Annotated in this window: 12 protein-coding genes; 6 read left to right on the top strand and 6 right to left on the bottom strand. The window is 60.0% G+C overall.

Annotation, left to right across the window (positions count from 1 at the left end):
- Nucleotides 1-38 precede the first annotated feature (38 nt).
- The 3 genes from N5098_RS01410 to N5098_RS01420 all read right to left on the bottom strand — a co-directional run bounded on the left by N5098_RS01410 (nt 39) and on the right by N5098_RS01420 (nt 1,831).
- Complete coding sequence (locus N5098_RS01410; RefSeq protein WP_267636075.1) at nt 39-872, bottom strand: TatD family hydrolase; 834 nt, start codon at nt 870-872, stop codon at nt 39-41.
- A gap of 189 nt (nt 873-1,061) precedes the next feature.
- The gene (locus N5098_RS01415) at nt 1,062-1,649 is read right to left on the bottom strand and encodes a riboflavin synthase (RefSeq protein WP_267635892.1); all 588 of its coding nucleotides are present in this window, start codon (nt 1,647-1,649) and stop codon (nt 1,062-1,064) included.
- 44 nt (nt 1,650-1,693) lie between these two features.
- The gene (locus N5098_RS01420; RefSeq protein WP_267635893.1) at nt 1,694-1,831 is read right to left on the bottom strand and encodes a hypothetical protein; all 138 of its coding nucleotides are present in this window, start codon (nt 1,829-1,831) and stop codon (nt 1,694-1,696) included.
- A gap of 179 nt (nt 1,832-2,010) precedes the next feature.
- On the opposite strand from N5098_RS01420, the gene N5098_RS01425 reads away from it, so the two are divergent.
- Nucleotides 2,011-3,069: a DUF8471 domain-containing protein gene (locus N5098_RS01425; protein ID WP_267635894.1), complete on the top strand. Its 1,059-nt coding sequence runs from the start codon at nt 2,011-2,013 to the stop codon at nt 3,067-3,069.
- On the opposite strand, the gene N5098_RS01430 is transcribed toward N5098_RS01425, so the two are convergent.
- On the bottom strand, nt 3,066-4,910 hold the full coding sequence (locus N5098_RS01430) for a hypothetical protein (RefSeq protein WP_267635895.1): 1,845 nt from the start codon (nt 4,908-4,910) through the stop codon (nt 3,066-3,068). The two genes, N5098_RS01425 and N5098_RS01430, sit on opposite strands and share 4 nt — an antisense overlap.
- A gap of 87 nt (nt 4,911-4,997) precedes the next feature.
- Between N5098_RS01430 and N5098_RS01435 the strand changes: the two genes are divergently transcribed.
- The 3 genes from N5098_RS01435 to N5098_RS01445 all read left to right on the top strand — a co-directional run bounded on the left by N5098_RS01435 (nt 4,998) and on the right by N5098_RS01445 (nt 9,180).
- Entirely contained in the window at nt 4,998-5,840 is an 843-nt protein-coding gene (locus tag N5098_RS01435; RefSeq protein ID WP_267635896.1) for a DUF6517 family protein, read from the top strand.
- A gap of 12 nt (nt 5,841-5,852) precedes the next feature.
- Nucleotides 5,853-8,747, top strand: coding sequence for an FtsX-like permease family protein (locus N5098_RS01440; protein ID WP_267635897.1), 2,895 nt, complete (start codon nt 5,853-5,855; stop codon nt 8,745-8,747).
- 67 nt (nt 8,748-8,814) lie between these two features.
- Complete coding sequence (locus N5098_RS01445) at nt 8,815-9,180, top strand: hypothetical protein (protein WP_267635899.1); 366 nt, start codon at nt 8,815-8,817, stop codon at nt 9,178-9,180.
- A gap of 37 nt (nt 9,181-9,217) precedes the next feature.
- Here the strand turns inward: N5098_RS01445 and N5098_RS17750 are convergent, their stop codons facing one another.
- Both N5098_RS17750 and N5098_RS01450 read right to left on the bottom strand, forming a co-directional pair.
- Nucleotides 9,218-9,697 carry a DUF8108 domain-containing protein gene (locus N5098_RS17750; RefSeq protein ID WP_464379762.1) on the bottom strand — a complete coding sequence of 160 codons (480 nt, stop codon included), beginning with the start codon at nt 9,695-9,697 and terminating at the stop codon, nt 9,218-9,220.
- A 136-nt stretch (nt 9,698-9,833) separates the two neighbouring features.
- Complete coding sequence (locus N5098_RS01450; RefSeq protein WP_267635900.1) at nt 9,834-10,799, bottom strand: hypothetical protein; 966 nt, start codon at nt 10,797-10,799, stop codon at nt 9,834-9,836.
- 188 nt (nt 10,800-10,987) lie between these two features.
- Here N5098_RS01450 and N5098_RS01455 point away from each other — a divergent pair, with 188 nt between their 5' ends.
- Nucleotides 10,988-12,925, top strand: a complete 1,938-nt coding sequence (locus tag N5098_RS01455; RefSeq protein ID WP_267635901.1) for a hypothetical protein — start codon at nt 10,988-10,990, stop codon at nt 12,923-12,925.
- On the top strand, nt 12,922-14,220 hold the full coding sequence (locus N5098_RS01460; RefSeq protein ID WP_267635902.1) for an MFS transporter: 1,299 nt from the start codon (nt 12,922-12,924) through the stop codon (nt 14,218-14,220). The genes N5098_RS01455 and N5098_RS01460 overlap by 4 nt, the downstream gene beginning before the upstream one ends.
- Nucleotides 14,221-14,291 lie beyond the last annotated feature (71 nt).

Below are 14,291 nucleotides of genomic sequence, written 5' to 3' on the forward strand. Positions count from 1 at the left end.
GCCACCGACAAATAATGCTTTGTCACCCGGTAGGGCAATCAGTTCGTCTCGATACCGTATACCCGTGCCGGCGTGTCGACGTGTGCGGTATAGAGTGCGTCTTCGTACCCTTCTTCGCGAAGCCATCGGACACGTCGGGGCACGGTCTTTGGACCGAGCACTGCACCCGGTCGCTCGGGGTCGTCAATAAAGTCAGTCTCCATCAAAAACGGCTCGCCACTCTGTACAGCAGCCTCCAGTGCATCCTTATCTCCGATAACACTCGGAATCGGACCGTCAATCGGCCCACCGGAATAATGTTTGACGACGCGTTCGCGTGGGAGCCCGCGGCCTTCGGCCCACTCTGCAATCTCGGTAAAATCTTCGCCACCCTCTGTGTGTAACTGGACGGCACAGCCTGTTTCGCCGGCCAGCGCGAACGCATGACACATCACCTCGTTCGAGGCCTCCCAGACCGCATCGTCCACATCGTAGTGTGGTCGCCCAGATTTGAGAGCGACCGCGGGGCCGTCGGCGACAAACTCGGCGGCCACATCGAGGCCACGCTGCATACTTTCTTTTGCTTTTTCAGGGTCGTGACCCCGTTCGACGAGCCGAGAGATAAGGCCGGGATGAACGCCCAGTACAGGCCAGGCACGACCCGGCAACCGTTCAGACGCCTCAGCGGTCACCGCACACGTCAGCTCGAAGGTTTCTCGAAACCCTTCTTTCGTCCCAACGTCGTCCTCGGCGACGAGGTCCCAGGAGGGTTTGTTGAGTACGAGCAGGTGAGTCCCCCCAGCCGCAGCGAACTCTTCGGCAGCCTCCGCGCCACGGCCGTTGACCGGGTCCAGATGGAGATGGTTGTCGAGAATTGGCACGTCGTCGTTCATGTTTCTCTCTGGGGCAGCGGCCTGCAAAAGCGGTTCGTCTTCTAGTGATGTGTCGATATCTTGGGTGCGTATGTCAAGAACAGTCGACAGGGCGATGACTACTTGCCCTCCATCGTGTAGTGCACGGACCGGGCGTTCACCGACAAACTCTCTTTTTGTGGGCAATAAAACCGAACTTACCAACTCTACTTACTGATAGCCATCGATAAGTTGCTCGACGTATTTGGCAACGACATCGACTTCGAGGTGTACCGGGTCATCCGGATTTTTCTCGGAGAGTGTTGTCAACTCGTAGGTCTCTGGAATAATAGCGACTTCGACAATGCCCTCTTCAAGCGCCGCGACGGTGAGACTGATACCGTCGATAGCAATTGACCCCTTTTCGACGACGTACCGGGATAGCTCTGGTGGGAGTGAGAACGCAAAGCGCCAGTCATCACCGATCTGCTCGACAGCCTCGACTTCGCCGGTTCCATCGACGTGACCCTGCACGAAGTGGCCGTCGAGACGACCGTCTGCTGGAAGCGCGCGTTCGAGATTGACTTGCTCTCCCGGAGCAAGACTGCCAAGATACGTCTTGTCGATAGTTTCGGTCGCGAGAAACACTTCAAACCAGCTATCACCAAAGTCCTCGACAGTTAGACAGGCCCCACTGACGCTGATACTCTGTCCAGTCGAGAGACCATCAAACGTTGTTTCAAATCGCACACGCAGACCGTCAGTATCTTCTTCGACAGCCTGCACCGTCCCGGTTTCCTCGACGATTCCGGTGAACATAGCGACTGTTCGAACTGCCGGTCCAAACGTGTGTTGGTTACCACCTACACAGATTGTGCAGAGATCTGCGTGATGGTGACGGCAAACCCAGCCCCACAGTCACACTCGACGTACTCTGTCTTATCCTCGACTGCAATCCAGGCATCACATCGTTCGCATCTCATCTTGGCACTTGGTGGCATTACTTTCTCCCAACAGACGCTATCATGTTAGTATTACACAGCAAACCAAACTAAATTGAACGTTAGGTTACCTTTTACGCGGAGGCATTTTCCGCAAAACTGTCTCTTATTCAACCCAACTGTCGGCTGACGGCACTGCGACACAACAGTTAACAGTACAGCTATAAAATGGGCAGAGTGTGTCGGACAAAGAACGTACGTCCCCGCGTCTGTGGCTGGTTCTTCCGGAACCGGTACGCGAGTTGCCGGCAGACCTCGCGGCCGTCCTCGCTATCGTCGTCGCGACGTGTGTGACCGTCCTCGTTCCAGTCCTGAACGAGACACCACTCCGGGCGGTGTTCGGTCTCGTGTTCGTTCTTTTTGTCCCGGGCTATGCGTTCATCGCTGCACTCTTTCCTGAGGCAGGAACGCCACCGGCCGCGCTCGATACCGAAGAGGCCGATGCCGACGAGGAGGGAACATCGGGAGCTCTCGGCGACCGAGGTATCGACGGCATTGAGCGCGTTGCACTCTCCTTTGGCCTCAGCATCGCTATTGTCCCGCTCATCGGGTTGGTGTTGAACTTCACGCCGTGGGGGATTCGGCTTGTGCCCGTTTTGCTCAGTGTGGCCGGATTCACCGTCGTTGCGACGGGGCTGGCAGCGGTCCGTCGGCAGTCGTTACCTGCCGACGAACGGTTCCGGGTACCCTACCGGCAGTGGATTGACGATGGCCGCGAGGAACTACTCAACCCGGAGACGCGACTCGACGGTGCGCTCAATGTCTTGCTTGTGGCCAGCATTTTGCTGGCAGTTGGTGCCGTCGGATACGCTGTTGTCGTCCCGCCTGGAGGTGAGGATTTCACCGAGTTCTACCTGCTGACCGAAGACGAAAACGGGGAGCAGGTCGCGGCGGCGTATCCGACGGAGCTCACCATCGATGAGTCTCAGCCGGTCATCGTTGGTATCGGGAACCACGAGCACGAACAGCTCTCTTATACAGTCGTGGCCCAGTTACAGACTGTCGAGCAAGATGGCAACGAGACAACTGTCTTGGAGCGGACGGAACTCGACCGGTTCACCTCGCCGTCGATTGCCAACAACGGCACGTGGCAGATGACTCACGGCATCCAGCCGACGAGGACCGGCGAGCGGTTACGCGTTAAGTATCTCCTCTATCCCGGTGACGTGCCGGCCTCTCCCTCTGTGGAGAACGCGTACCGGGACGTCCACCTCTGGATTAACGTGACCCAGAGCTAGCACTCCTCTGTCTGGTCGAGTGCGTCCTCGCCGTTTTCTTGTGCAGTCTCAGCTTCGCTCCGATTCCCGTCCATAGCCGCCTGGGCCGCAGTCAAGAACTCGTCGGCGGCAGACTGAAGATGGCCGACCTGACACAGCGCCTGCTCGAAATCATCGCCGAACTCTTCGTCGGCTTCGCTTTGCCCAGTTTCGAAGGTTTCCGCTGCAGTCCCAAACGAGTCGCCGGCAGCATCGAACTGGCTCTTTGCCGTCTGGAAGTTTCTGTTATCAAGGCTATCACGGCCATTGTCGATACCCTCTAGACCGTCAGTAACGTCCGTATACCCAGTCGCGAGCGATTCGACAGCCTGTGCGCGCTGGAGTGCCCGGTCGAACGACTCCGCGAACAGGTCGTTGCTCTCCCCGGACTGGAACGTCGACACGGCGGTACCGCTCTGGTCTACGCCCTGCTGGAACCCTTCGCGTGCGCCGTCATACTGCCCCTCGAACAGCGCCGTTTCGGCCGCGTCGATGCTCTCGCGTGCATCTAGCAGCGTCTTGTATCCCCCGGCAAGGGAGACCAGACCGTCGGCACGAGTCCGTGCGGTCTCGAACTCGTCGCCGACGAAATTCCCGGACTGCTCTTGTCCAGTTTGGAACTCCTTGTCGGCGGCAGTCGCTTTCTGCTGGCCGACCGATAGCGACTCACGGGCAGGCCCATACTCGCCGTTTTCGAACTGCGTTTCGGCAGTCCGGATGTTGTCGTTGGAATCGAGCAGTGTGATGTAGCCATTGGTCAGCGACTCCATCGCGACCGTCCGGATGTCGGCCGTGTTGAACTGGTCGTCGAACTCGTCGATAGGAACGTCGACCCCCGCCGCGAACTGCTCGCTGGCGGCGACGGCGGCTTCGTTTCCGGCGGCAAGTGAGTCGCGTGCCGCTTCGAACTCCTCGTTTTTGACCGCGGTCGTCGCGGTGTCGAGTTCCAGCCGTCCGTCGAGCAGTGTCACGTGTCCATCCGCAAAATGCCCAAGTGCCGTGCTGCGCTGGTTGCCGCGTTCGAGGTCGGTGAGGAGTGTCTCCGGCGCGTCAGCCAGTGCGTCGGCGAACCGCGTGGATGTGGCGTCGAACTCGCCGACGGCCTGCTCGAAGGCGTCTCGTGCCGCTTCGAAGGAACCGTTCGATACCTCGTCGTCGGCGGTCTGGAGGTCGGTTACCCCTCCGAGATACGTGTCGTAGCCACCAGCGAGTCCGTCGACGCCAGTGACGTACCCCGAGAGCGTCTCCAGACCGTTCCGTAGCGCCGTAAATTCGGCGTCAAGGCCGGCGAGCCGGTCACCGTCTGCCTCGTCGCTGGTCGACATAGCTCGGTCCCGGGCTTTGACGGCGCTGGCGCTTGCCTCGCTTGCCTGTGTAATCGGCTCCTGTACTGCCTCGACGTTGACTTCTGTCCCGTCAATACGCTCCTGTGCTTGTTCGAGGCCGTCGCTTGCGGACAGGAGGTTGACAACTGCGTCGACGCTGCCTTCCACAATCGTCAGATAGCGCCTGACTGCCTCGATGTCTGCCTGTTGGCTCTCGCCGGCGAGCGTCTCGGCTTCGTCGAGTGCCCCGCGGGTGGTCTCCAGTCGCTCGCGGGGTTTCGTTTCGTCGAACGTGCTTTCACGTGGGTCTCCGCCCTGGAACTCGTCGACAGCAAGCGCAACTGTGTTGAGTTTTCCGACGGCAACCGCAAGATAGTCCCCGGCCTGTGGCGTGAACCCCTTGTCTGATTCCCCTGCGCTGCCCAGTATTCCAGCACAACCCGACAGTGCCCCACCCCCACTCGCACCGAGCAATTGAAGGTACCCTCGGCGTTTCATACACAATCACATGGCAAGCAAACTGTTATGTGTTTGCCTCACTCTGGGGGTAGACTTACAAGTCAGTCGTCTCTTATATAACGCTACATGGGCAGCGAAGACGAATCGACGGATGAAAACCAGAGTTCGGGGGACGAACTGGCTGAGGGGGCGAACGACACGGCCAAGCCGGACGAAGAGAGTTCGGAACCGGCCGAAGAGAGCGGGACCGAGGAGGGAGATACCACGTCGATAGCGACCCTGAAAAAACATGTCACGAGACGGCGGGTGTTTGGTGGCATCGCGCTTGTCGTACTTATCGTGCTACTTGCGCTCATGGTAGTTGTCCCATCAAGCTTGCTCGCACTGGTCTACTCGTCGTCAGCTGAGTTCGAGGCACAGCCGGCGACCGCACAGGCCGATAACTTCACCGCTGGCGAGTACGAGCAAGTGGGGCAAGACGAACTTGTCGTCGAAGAGCAGCGTGCGGTGCTTGGACAGACCAAGACGGTCGTGACGACGAACTACGTGACCGATTACGAGCGCTCCATCGAGGTCCAACGCGAGTCCTTTGACGGGGCCGTGTTCACCCTTGTCTCGACGCCCGCAATCGAAGTTGTGGGGAATCCGCTCAACCCGCTGGCAGGCATGTCTCACCAGGAACTGCTTAGCGAATTCGGTGACGAACTCGAAGGAGACTACGCAGGACTAGATGACTTACAGAAGGCTGAGGAACACGACGGCGTGGTACAGGGCAAACAGACGACTATCTCCCAGTTCGCGACGACCGTCGAGCGAGACGGCGAAGAGATTACGGTCTACCTCTACGTTGGGACGGTTCGCTCTGGCGGCGATATCGTTGTCGCCGTCGGTGGCCATCCCGCACCGTTCGCACAGGAAAGGGCTTCCATTTTCGAGTTGATGGCGGGCGTTGAACACCCCTCCGAGTAAGTAACGACCAGCATGAACTATATTCGCGTCCTCGTCGCCCGCTGGTCACGCCGTGATTGGCTCGCTGTCCTCGTGGTTGCGCTCGTCGCCGCCCTCCTCGTCGGGACAGCACTGTTAGTCGTCACCACCGGCGAGCAGACGACCAAGCTGGCTGCGGAGTTCGACTCGAATGGGACAATCACGAGCTATGACTCCCCTGCTGGGGCTCGTGCTGGGGCTGGCTCCGAAGCGGTCGTACTCCCCCTGTCGACGGCGACGAATGCGGACGGTGAGTCGACGACAGCCGTTGGAATTCCCACCGCGGCGGACGGGCGGTTCGGTCTCTCATTACCGCCAGAGGGCGCGGTCGGCCCAGTGACAAGTGAGGCGATGTGGACTCTCGATGGTGAGGCGGCAACCGAGCAGTTGGCGGTCACGCCGGGGAGCGATGCGGGTATCCTGCCCCAGACATGGGTCCGGGTCGATGCGGCCACGGTTGAGGCGGCCGGTCCGGCATCTGCCATTGCCATCGAGGCGACTGACGACCCGACGCCCGACAAAGGCACGCCACTGGTCGGCGTGCTCGCCTTCTTGGCCGGGGGCGCGAGCGACATGATGTCGATACTCTGGGGTGGCGTCGCCATTGCTGGTGTCGTCGTTGCGGTGACGATTGCAAACGTAGTTCAGGCCGTGATTGCCGACCGCGAACGGACAATTCGTGTCGCGAGAGCAACGGGAGCGACGCCCCGACGGGTTCGGCTCCCGCTTGCAGCGCGTGCGGGACTGCTTACTGGTGTCGGAGCTCTGTTTGGCTACGCTCTCGGCGTCATCATCCCGAATATCGCGGTCAATATTGCTATCTCTCTGGGGTTGCCAACAACACTCACGCTACAGGTCACGCCCCGCATCGCGCTCTTGCTCTCGGGTACGCTTGGAGTTCTTGTGGGTGTCGGCCTGCTCAGCGGCTACCTGACCGCTAGGGCAGCGACGATGGGATCCGTCGTCACCCACGATACAGCCCCGTCAGGCGGCCATGGACAAGATACACCCGACCCAGTCGGTGAGTTACTCCAGCCGACGCTGTTGTCTCCCCGAACTGTTCTGCCGGCGACGGCGACGCTGTCAGCATTTGCAGTTATCGTCCTTTTAGTCGCCTCCCTGGGCGGAGTCGGAGCCTCGTTCACGACTGCGGGGACAACACTAGCTGAGACGGAGGCCGCCCACCCGGTCAACAGCAACGTTCCCGAGGGGTACGTGGGTGTGCTCGACGATTCAGATATCGCCACTAGCCCAGAGGTACTCCTGTTTGGACACCACAACGGCGAATCCTACTTGGCTCGTGGCGGTAACTACGAGGACTTTGCCGCGGTGACCGGGGCCGACCTGCTTGATGGGCGTGCACCCACCGGCTCGGACGAGGCTGTGGTCGGCACTCACGCCGCGGAACTGCTGGGGGTCGAACCCGGTGAAGAACTGGTCGTCGGGGGCAGCACCGAGCGCGGCATCGCACGGGTGACCGTCGTTGGGGTCTACCGGACTGGCGGCATCGATGACAACCAAGTGTTCCTCCCGCTGTCGACTGCACGCCACCTCAGCACGGTTGAAACGGGATACGTGAACATTGTTCGGACCAGCGTGTCGGCGGACACAGACCCGGTCGTGGTAAGCCTCGATACACCGGCACGGGTCGGTCCCGGGAAGTCACTCCAGGTGACAGCGACGGTGTGGAACCCGACCGACGACGCTCAGGAGTTTGGGGTTCCGCTGACTCTCGACAACGAGCGAATCGACCGGATTGTCTCGCTCGAACCCCAGGAGTTGACGACAGTCGAGTTTGAGGCCACAACACTTGAACCAGGACAGTACACGCTCGCCGTCGGGCCGTTCGAACAGCCCCTCCGTGTTGGCCAATCGCCGCCTGCCACTCTCACCATCCCGGCCGAACTGCCCCCCGACACGGCCGTCCAGGTCCTGGTTGAAAATGCGTCGGCCGACGCTACGGTTACGGTCGCAAACGAGACGGTCTCGGTCGGCGAGGAGGGCAGAGCCTGGCTCCGGACCCCTTCAGTTGGGGATAGCTACGAGGTTGTCGTCCGGAGTGGCGGCGAGACGTTCAGCGAGCCCATCCAGGTGACTGCCGAGGCCGGGCAGCGACTTGTTGGGTCGGTGGCGGTCGAACCGTCGACGCCGGGGGTTGCAGTTACCCCGACAGCGACGGCGACGCTGTGGAATCCTTGGAACCGCACGGTCGAGTCCACAGTCAGTATCGAGGGACCGGGAACCGACTCAACGGAGATGGTCCAGCTTGACCCCGGCGAGGAGACAGAGCTGCAACTATCGTTGGCCCGCCGGCCAGCAGGCCGGTACACAGTCAGTGTGGCAGTCGACGATGGTCGCACCGAGACAGCCACCTACCGTGTCACAGGTGACGAGCGCCTTGCCAGCGCGCTCGCAGCGGGCGGTCACTATGGCGGCGGTGGCGGCCTCGGCAACGCAATCGAGTACGTCGTCGGGAACCTGTCGGTACTCTTGGCCGCGATGGTGGGGCTGACCGCGCTGACAATTGTCGGCGCGATGAGTGCCGTCCTCTCGCGTGCGGTCCGGGCGAGACGACAAACGCTTGCCATCTACCGCGCGACGGGAGCCTCACCCCGGCGGATTTTCCGTGTGGTCATCGCCGACGCGGTTCGCATCGGCGCGGCGTCGGCGGCGTTAGCAGTCGTCGTTGCGCTCGCCGTCGTCGCGGTCTTTGATGCGGTCGGTCTGCTCACTGCCTTTGGAATTACGCTCAACCCCTGGCCGTCGGTCACGATCCTCGGGCTGGTGTTCCTCGGGAGTCTCGTGCTCACGGTGATTGGAGCTATCGTCTCGACGCGGTCGGTCGTCCGGTTATCGGTCCGGGCGGTCCTCCGAGGATCGAGCGGATAGGATGCCTGCCCAGTGTGTCTGTCCGTCTGCCCCAAACATTCAATTGAGTGAGACGCCAACGACAGGTATGCCCGACCTTCGCGGGATTGCGGTCGGTTTGCTCGTCGGCGCGCTCGTGCTGGCGTTGCTGTTCGCCGGACAGGTCCTGAGCTTCGCCGCGTTCTGGCTGAGCAGAGCGGTGACGGGCGCGGCTATCCTCCTCCTCGCGTTCGGACTCGGCTATGCAGCGTACGAACTCTCTTCGGGATGGTCCGCAGCCGACAGTTCCCAGTCGACCGCTGCCGACTGGGACGCCGAAACGGACACAATTGATGAGAGTAACAATGAAGACAGTAGTAACACGCTCAGCGACGAGGAGCTAGAGGCAGAACTTGACGTGTTGCGAGAGGAAGCCGAGGCAGTAGAGGACGACGTGGCGAAAGAAACCAACTGAGCGGCTGTGGTGGGAATCTTTTCGTGGCGCAATCCGATCACTCTAGCTGTGGTTCGCGATCATTACAGCTGGTGGTTGCAGACTTTGGCACATTGTTCGTCTCTATCGATGACTCCTCCAAAGCACACGTTCGACAATAGCAATTCGTGCCTTCGTTGATAGTGGTTGTCGGGAATCCGGCCACGACGAATTCGTACCTAAATCGTCGAATCATTCCGTTCGAAACAGGCGAATCACAGACGACACACCGAGTATCCGAACTTTCATCAATCGTGTCATACTCGACCGTTTTTACGTTTCCAACAGTCCAAATCTCATGTCTTCGTTTGAGCACCGAACAGAACACGGGACTAGTGAGTAATCCTGCAACTACGAAAAGAAGGCCAATTACTGCCAAGATGACCAGAAAACCATCATAACTACCCCGTAAGACCTGAACTGTAAAACTCAGACACAGCAAGAGTCCCCAGAGAACGGAAATAGCACCAACCGTATTTTTGATAGAATTGCCGGACATATTTATTTTAATATATTTATTATATCAAATTAATTTTTTGATTACGTTGTGAAGCGATTCACGCAACGCTGTCTTTCGACGCTGACTCCTCTGTTTCCAGTCGAATCGTTTGGATTCTCCGGCTCCAACGGGGCAATCAGGTAGCCGGGAGAACCCGGAACCAGACCGTCCCCGCGTAGCCGGTTGCGACGAACAGACAGAACGTATACGTAACGAATCCGAGCACGAGGGCCGCGAATCGGTTCCCGCCGAAGCGGTCGCTTTCACGCTGTCGGACGTACACCCCCAAAAATACTGCCGAGAGGATAAAGACGACGAACACGTAGACGACGACCGACGGCAACCCGTTCCGTGCCCAGCGAATTGGACCGAAGGGGTACCCACCGAACCCCCACAGGGTGCCCAGTTCCCAGATAATGCGTGGATACCCGAATCCCAGCACGGTACCGTATGCGATTACCAGCGCCGATTCGTCACGGTCGCGAAACAGACTTCGAGATAGTGCTTCGACAAACGTCGGTTCGTGCTCAGGAGTGACACGGGCCCATCGAAACGCGGCAAGTCCGATAGCCGAACCGACAAACCCACCCAGCGTCGCCAGCCCGCTAATTGGCTGGACCGGTGTCGGAGTGACAAACGAGTACAGCGCGAACCCGAGCAACACGAGCACAACGAGACCTGCCAGCGGCGTTCCAATGGAGTTGTTCGTACTCTGGTTTCCGGCGGTCGCGCCACCGATATCGTAGGTAGTATACCGTGTCTTAAGACTCTCCGAGCCAAGATAGGCGAAAAGAAAGCCGCCGAGGAAATACCACGGCTTGTAGCGCACATGCTCGCAGCCAGTAAAGCCGGTCGAACAGAAGAACGTGGTCTCCAGCACACCGAACGTGAACAGAAACACCACCAGTACCAGCGCGAACGTCGTCCGTTCGCCCTGTCGAAGCGTCAGCGATGCGATTGTGACGCCGACAACCGCGCCAAGGAGAAACGCATGCACCTCTAGTGGCGTACTAAATAGCGTTTCGAGCCAGTCGGCAACTCCCCAGGGCTCGCTCCACCAGTTCGGAGTCTGGGCGAGTGGGAGAGCAGGGAGACCATTCATGCCCGCTACTTACTGAACGGGACAGATAATTCTAGCGAGGGAGAACTGCCATCGTTTCGGCATACCCACCACTGTAATTTCGAACGGTTAGCCCCCTGGTCCAACTGCGATACCCTTTGCTTTTATGTGGAGTGGCTCGGAGAATTATGGCAACGCTGCGGTCGGCTGTCGCACAAAAAACATCACACATGAGTCGTAGTCCACTCGAACAGATTCGGGAACTGTCGGATGTCGAGCCAGCCGAGGACGAGACCATTCGAGAGTACGTCATTCGCGTCGCCGAGGAACACGATATCGAGCCAGCCACTCTCGAAGCCGGCCTTTCCTACGTCACAGAGTACCACTTTTCGGACGACGCGCCCGAAGACGACCGTGGGTTCGAGACCTTTCTCGGACAGCTCCGGGAACCAACTGGGTCACCAGGCTCTCCGACAGAACACACCGAGACCAGTGACGCCCCCGGGACGCCCCGCTCTGATGGCACATCTCCGTCGGTCGGGGTATCTGACTCGGATACGGGCGACACACAGCCCGAAACGGACCAGCCGACCACTACCGAAGCATCGAGCACCGAACAATCTGGCTCCGCGGCTGAGCTGACTGCGTCCGAGCCATCACACTCTCCCGGGGAGCGGGGACCATCCGTCGTCGGGTTGCCTGGTGGCTCTGACACCGGAACTACGACCGGATTCAAGACCGGCATCCAGGGGAAGGAACCACGGAAGTTACTGGTCCGATTTCTCATCGTCGTGGCGACGGCTCCTGTCATCGGATGGATGCTCTCGCGGGCCTGGGTCCCGGGCAACACGATTTACCAAGAGGGACGAAACCTGCTCGCACAGGTCACCGGTGTCCCCGGTCAGGAGGCGGCACAACTGTTCGCGCTCGGTATGTTCGGCCTCTATCTCGGCATGCTGGTCCTGTTCACGCTCGACGTGAAAAAACGGGTGCAGGCGATGTTACTCTGGCTTGGAACGGGCCTTGGCGTCGCCGCAGTTGCTGTCTCGGGGTGGGTAATTCCCAATCTTGAACTCACGCAGTTGAACGTTCTTGGGTTCGTGCTTGGTGTTGTCGCCGGCGTCATCGTCGAACTCGACCAGTTGCGGGCAATCGACCGGTCGCGCAGTTCGTTTCGGCGACCGACGCTCTCGAACGGCGAGTTGCCAGAGTTCCGGTACGCGGCTTGGCTCCTCTTTGCCGTGCTCGTCGCTGTCGTCATGGCGACGCTGGGACAGGTCATTCTCGCCGGGAGCGTGACTGTGGTTGACCCCATCGCGTCGCTCATCTTCTTGGGCATGCTCTTTGGATTCGTGCGCTATGAGTCAGAGACTAACTACATCACGCTTGGGCCGGAGCGTTCAGGTAAGAGCATGCTTATGCTCGGCCTGTGCCTCGAACTGCTGCGCGATGGCGACACACACCCCAAGCCCAACGACTACCTACAAAATGGGCTGGAACGGACAAGCAACCTCCAGTCTGGGCAGGCGAAGTGGCCAATCCCTTCGACGAGCCACGACGAACTCCGGGCGGCCTCTTTCGAGGTCATCTCCGGCTACTACTTCCCTCGCCGACTCGGACTGACCGCGCTGGATTACGCCGGCCAACACCTCTCCCGTATCGCCGACCTCATCAGCCGCGGGGAGACCGACAGCGAGGGCAACAGTGTTCCTGAGCAGGTCGTCGACTGGGTCGTCGATGCAGATACGCTGTTGTTCATCCTCGACGTTGAGCGGCTGGTCTACCCCGAGGAGTTTCACGAGGGCGAACACGACGAGGGCGCAGTGTCGTGGGGGCTCGAACACTACACGACGATTACGGAGGGAATCGAACCCGATGAGACAATCCTCGTCGCCTCGAAGTGTGACATCCTCATCGATCAAGGGTATGTCGACGCGCCTCGGGCCTACGATAGCTACGCCGAGTTTCGCGAGGCAGTCACCGACCACCTCACGGCGCGCCCGGACGTTCAGGAGTTGCTTGCGACGACCGGCGAATCGACGATTCGTCCCGTCTACTACGTCACTGAACAACGTGACGGGCAGTACCGCCCGTACCTCGACGAGGACGGCAACCTCGTTCCGGTTGGATACGACCAGCTCGTCGGTGAAATGAGGGGGCGACAATGACAGGCTTTGCAGTCTACTCGACCACGGCAGACCCGGACCGCCTGTATGCCACCGGCGACACCGACGCCATCGACGCGGCGACGACCGCGGAGATGGTCTGGACCGGCGACCGCCCGCTCGATATGGTCGTCGACCTCGCCGACCGCCGGCTGTGGTGGACTTTCGAGGCTGACCGTGACACGAAGACGACCAGAACCGGTCACTTCGTCGCAGCCTACGACGGCAGCGAGGACCTCTTTGCTGGTTTTGCCGAGGAACTGCGGGCGTTGCACGAAAGCGACGAGTGGGCTGTCCCATCTATCGGCGACAGCCAACACGACGCCGGGTTCGAACTCTGGCGTGTCCCACCGACTGTTGAGAGCGTCGATACGCCGTCGTTCGATGGACTGGTCGAGAAACTCACCGATGGAGACAAACAGCGCGGGTCGCCGGTCACCGTCGAGATGGACGAGTTCCACGATGCGTTGCGCGTTTTACGTGCACTCGACGACGCCGGTATCGACTGCACTGTCGGCATCGACAGCGGTGACGACGTCTTTCATTTTCAGCATATTGACACGCTTCTGGTCCCCACTGGTGGGATGAATTTCACGTTCAGGGGTGAGCAGCCGGCTGTCGAAGACAGCCCGGAGGTTGGCGGAGATGCCACAACTGAAAGCTTATCGGCGAAAGCAACCAACGGGCAACAGTCACATGGGTCCGACTTTTCGGCCGGTGGGATGACTGCCCGACTTGCCGGGGTCATTCTCGTCGGGTTGCTTGGCTTTGCCACGTACTCGTTTTTCACCCGCCAACCGGTCCAGCCAATTAGCGGGCTAGCGACGTTTGGCGCATTTGTTGGCACGTTTGGCGCCGTGAACCTGTGGTTCATGCTGTCAGCCGACGCTGGGAACAAGCCTGTGACTGCCCGACGTAGAGCGGGAGAGTTGCTGTGGCGACCGTTCCAAGCCTACGGGGTCCGGGCCATACTCGTCCTGACGCTTGGTACGTTCGCCGGGTTCATCCTCCCGCGGATATTTTGGGAGGTGGGTATGCTCGCAGGCCGAGACGGGTTCCTCTTTGGCCCGCTATCGACTCTTACAGGCTCGGTCCCAACGGTCGCCGTCTACGTCGCCTGCCTGTTCGCTGGTACCGTAACGGCCCTTTGGTTCGGTTCACGAACTGGACGCTGGCAGCCCCTTCGTGGCGAGACACTCAGGCCCATTGCCGCCGGGTTTGCAGTCTACGGGGTGTGTCTGGTCTTGATGACAGGGCTGGCCAACGCGCTCTGGTACGGGTTTGTTCCGGCTATCTGAGTGTGTTCGTTGTCTCTGTTGAGACGCCAGCTGCGTAAGCGCCTGTCCACGGAACTAGTCGAACAGCCAAC

The organism is Halovenus rubra (assembly GCF_026586665.1).
GTDB classification, from domain to species: domain Archaea; phylum Halobacteriota; class Halobacteria; order Halobacteriales; family Haloarculaceae; genus Halovenus; species Halovenus rubra.

Excerpts from the sequence above, each read along its gene's own strand:
- N5098_RS01420 (WP_267635893.1), bottom strand. The coding sequence starts at position 1,831 with ATGCCACCAAGTGCCAAGATGAGATGCGAACGATGTGATGCCTGGATT.
- N5098_RS17750 (WP_464379762.1), bottom strand. The coding sequence starts at position 9,697 with ATGTCCGGCAATTCTATCAAAAATACGGTTGGTGCTATTTCCGTTCTC.
- N5098_RS01450 (WP_267635900.1), bottom strand. The coding sequence starts at position 10,799 with ATGAATGGTCTCCCTGCTCTCCCACTCGCCCAGACTCCGAACTGGTGG.
- N5098_RS01440 (WP_267635897.1), top strand. The coding sequence starts at position 5,853 with ATGAACTATATTCGCGTCCTCGTCGCCCGCTGGTCACGCCGTGATTGG.
- N5098_RS01435 (WP_267635896.1), top strand. The coding sequence starts at position 4,998 with ATGGGCAGCGAAGACGAATCGACGGATGAAAACCAGAGTTCGGGGGAC.
- N5098_RS01410 (WP_267636075.1), bottom strand. The coding sequence starts at position 872 with ATGAACGACGACGTGCCAATTCTCGACAACCATCTCCATCTGGACCCG.
- N5098_RS01460 (WP_267635902.1), top strand. The coding sequence starts at position 12,922 with ATGACAGGCTTTGCAGTCTACTCGACCACGGCAGACCCGGACCGCCTG.
- N5098_RS01430 (WP_267635895.1), bottom strand. The coding sequence starts at position 4,910 with ATGAAACGCCGAGGGTACCTTCAATTGCTCGGTGCGAGTGGGGGTGGG.
- N5098_RS01415 (WP_267635892.1), bottom strand. The coding sequence starts at position 1,649 with ATGTTCACCGGAATCGTCGAGGAAACCGGGACGGTGCAGGCTGTCGAA.
- N5098_RS01455 (WP_267635901.1), top strand. The coding sequence starts at position 10,988 with ATGAGTCGTAGTCCACTCGAACAGATTCGGGAACTGTCGGATGTCGAG.
- N5098_RS01445 (WP_267635899.1), top strand. The coding sequence starts at position 8,815 with ATGCCCGACCTTCGCGGGATTGCGGTCGGTTTGCTCGTCGGCGCGCTC.